This is a genomic window from Sulfurimonas sp. (assembly GCF_016744025.1).
Classification (GTDB): domain Bacteria; phylum Campylobacterota; class Campylobacteria; order Campylobacterales; family Sulfurimonadaceae; genus Sulfurimonas.
The window spans coordinates 1-2,356 of record NZ_JADGFC010000222.1 but is presented as its reverse complement, the minus strand read 5'-3'; the positions used below and the strand labels follow the sequence as shown (position 1 = coordinate 2,356).

Annotated in this window: 3 protein-coding genes; 2 read left to right on the top strand and 1 reads right to left on the bottom strand. The window is 28.8% G+C overall.

The genetic code is table 11. The annotated features are described in order from the left end of the window. Positions 1-136: 136 nt before the first annotated feature. Positions 137-748, top strand: coding sequence for a hypothetical protein (locus QZZ48_RS15445; protein WP_294967148.1), 612 nt, complete (start codon positions 137-139; stop codon positions 746-748). Then, entirely contained in the window at positions 738-1,334 is a 597-nt protein-coding gene (locus tag QZZ48_RS15440) for a hypothetical protein (RefSeq protein ID WP_294967147.1), read from the top strand. The genes QZZ48_RS15445 and QZZ48_RS15440 overlap by 11 nt, the downstream gene beginning before the upstream one ends. A gap of 7 nt (positions 1,335-1,341) precedes the next feature. Here QZZ48_RS15440 and QZZ48_RS15435 read toward each other — a convergent pair whose 3' ends face one another. Beyond that, positions 1,342-1,950 (bottom strand): hypothetical protein, encoded by a 609-nt coding sequence (locus tag QZZ48_RS15435; RefSeq protein ID WP_294967146.1) that lies wholly within the window; start codon positions 1,948-1,950, stop codon positions 1,342-1,344. Between the last annotated feature and the right edge of the window lie 406 nt (positions 1,951-2,356).

Here is a 2,356-nt window from a genome sequence, read left to right as displayed (position 1 = left end):
TTCTTTGTTTTTGGTCGAATAAGATTAGCAGATTATCGATTAATCCTATCTTTCAACTTACTTTCAAAAAATTGCACTTGATTTTAGAATTGGCGTAATGATTTTTATTTTATTTGATATTAGGAGATAAAACAGAATGATAAATATAAAAAAAGTGGCTTATCAGATTAAACATGATGGAATGTACAATACAGTATATATAGAAGTATTGGAAAAACTAAATAAAGAAGACCCAAGTCTTGATGAAATAGAGACTCTTTTATTAGAAGATGATTACTTTGTTTGGGAATATAAAGAGTTAAACAGATATGGAGAACTCTCTTCTGTTCATGCTAAAAAGCTTGAGATAAAAGATAGTGATGGTGCAGATGCTAAGGCTTTTAAAGAAGAGCTAAATGAGAACACTCAACAACTTCGTAATCTTGAAAACTTTGAAGTAGATTCAAAAAATAGTGCTTATTCTATTTGGATAGGAAGCGCAGGAGTTATGGTTATTTTTATGATGCATAATATTATCGCTCTTTTTTCAGAACTATACAAAACTCATGGAAATTTAGTTTATATCTCTTATGCAATAGTTATGGGATTTACTTATTGGCTTTATAAAAAAGCTAAAAATAATCATGAAGATCAACATGTAAACTATAAAGTTTTACATGCAAAAACAAAAAAATTAATAGCTGAGGGATTTGAAAAACAATACTTTACTAATGAAGAATTCTATTTAGGATTAGAAAATGATCAATAGAATTAAAGTTGTTGATGATATTCAAAATGATGGTAAGTATGATGCTATATTAGATGTTGTAAAAAAAGCAACAAATAACCTTAGTCCTACAAAAGAAGAGATAGCAAAGCTAGTAGAAAGTGACCCTTTTTATATTAAAGAGTACAAAGACTTAAACAGATGGGGAGAGTTATCTTCTGTTCATATAAACGAACTAGAAATAAAAGAAGATGACAATCAAGAAGCAAAAACAATTAAAGAAACAATAAACAAAAATTCAACTTACCTAAAGCATGGTGAAGAGTATGAGACCAAGCAAAAGAATATAATTTACTTAGCTTGGACGGGTTTTATAGCTCTTCCATCTATCTATGTTATAGACAATATAGTTAGACTAGCTACTGATTTATATACTACAAATGAGAGTCATGTTTATATATCATTTGTTATAGTTGTACTATTGTCAATTTGGGGATTTATGAAAGTGAAATCGAACCACACTAGACAACATAACAGATATATCCAAACACAAATAGATACTCGAGCCCTTATCGAACAAGGACTAGAGAATGAAAGTTTTAGTTTTGAAGAAGTTTATTTACATTAATCTTATTCTATTGTTTACTTGGAAGTGCTTCAATATTTGTCTCACTCCCAAGTTCTGGAAGTTCCAAAGTCGTTCTATTTAAATCTAGCACTTCAACACTATCTATAGAGTCAAATGTAGGTACGAGAAGTAATCTCATCTCTTCAAACCCATAATGCTTATACATTCCATCATGAGTAATTTTTAACATACTTTTGATTGTATTTTGAGTCTTTTGAGGTACTTCTTTATCAAATATACTCGTAAGATTTAAAATAAGTGCATACTTAGAATCTTTGTCTTTTGCAAATCTTATATTTCTAACATATCTGTAGTTTCCAAGAGGCATAGGAAATAGCATCTTTTCATGCGCATCAATAAGTTTGTTAGCTTGTTCAAGTACACTTGCATCATAACTTTTTTGGTGTTCTTTATTTTGTGGAAATAGTTTGATAAGCTGTTTATTTATAGTAAACTTATCTAAACTTTTATTCGTGTTTTTAGCCATCTTTACAAGAGTAGCCTCATCTGTTTGGTTGTTAAACTCCACATCATCTTTTAACATTATTGTGTACAAAGTATAAAGCATACCCGCTAAAATCACCCATCTTAAACTTTTAACTATTTTGTTATACATATCTCTTCTTTTTTTTTGTAATTATATCATTTAAGCTAGTAAAAAACATTGTTATGTGCCTGAAAAACATTATTTGTAAAAAGAATTGCATGCTTGAAATTTAATCACTCTTTAGCCATATAGATAAAAGAATGCAGATATAATATTTTGACTTAATTAAAAAAACGGGTGCATAAAACATTCATTAAAGTTCGGTATAGTAGGAGTAAACAAAGGTTTATTTACAAATGGCTGTAAAAAAGCTCTAAAATATGTATAAACTGTCAATCTAAAAACACTCAAAACAGAGGTTTAAGAAGAGGAATAAAAAGATATTCCAATACAAATGTGTCACTTCCATCAAAAGAAGATTATACAAAGATACATTACAATGCGTCCAAAACTGGAAGCATCACAGGAACTAAAG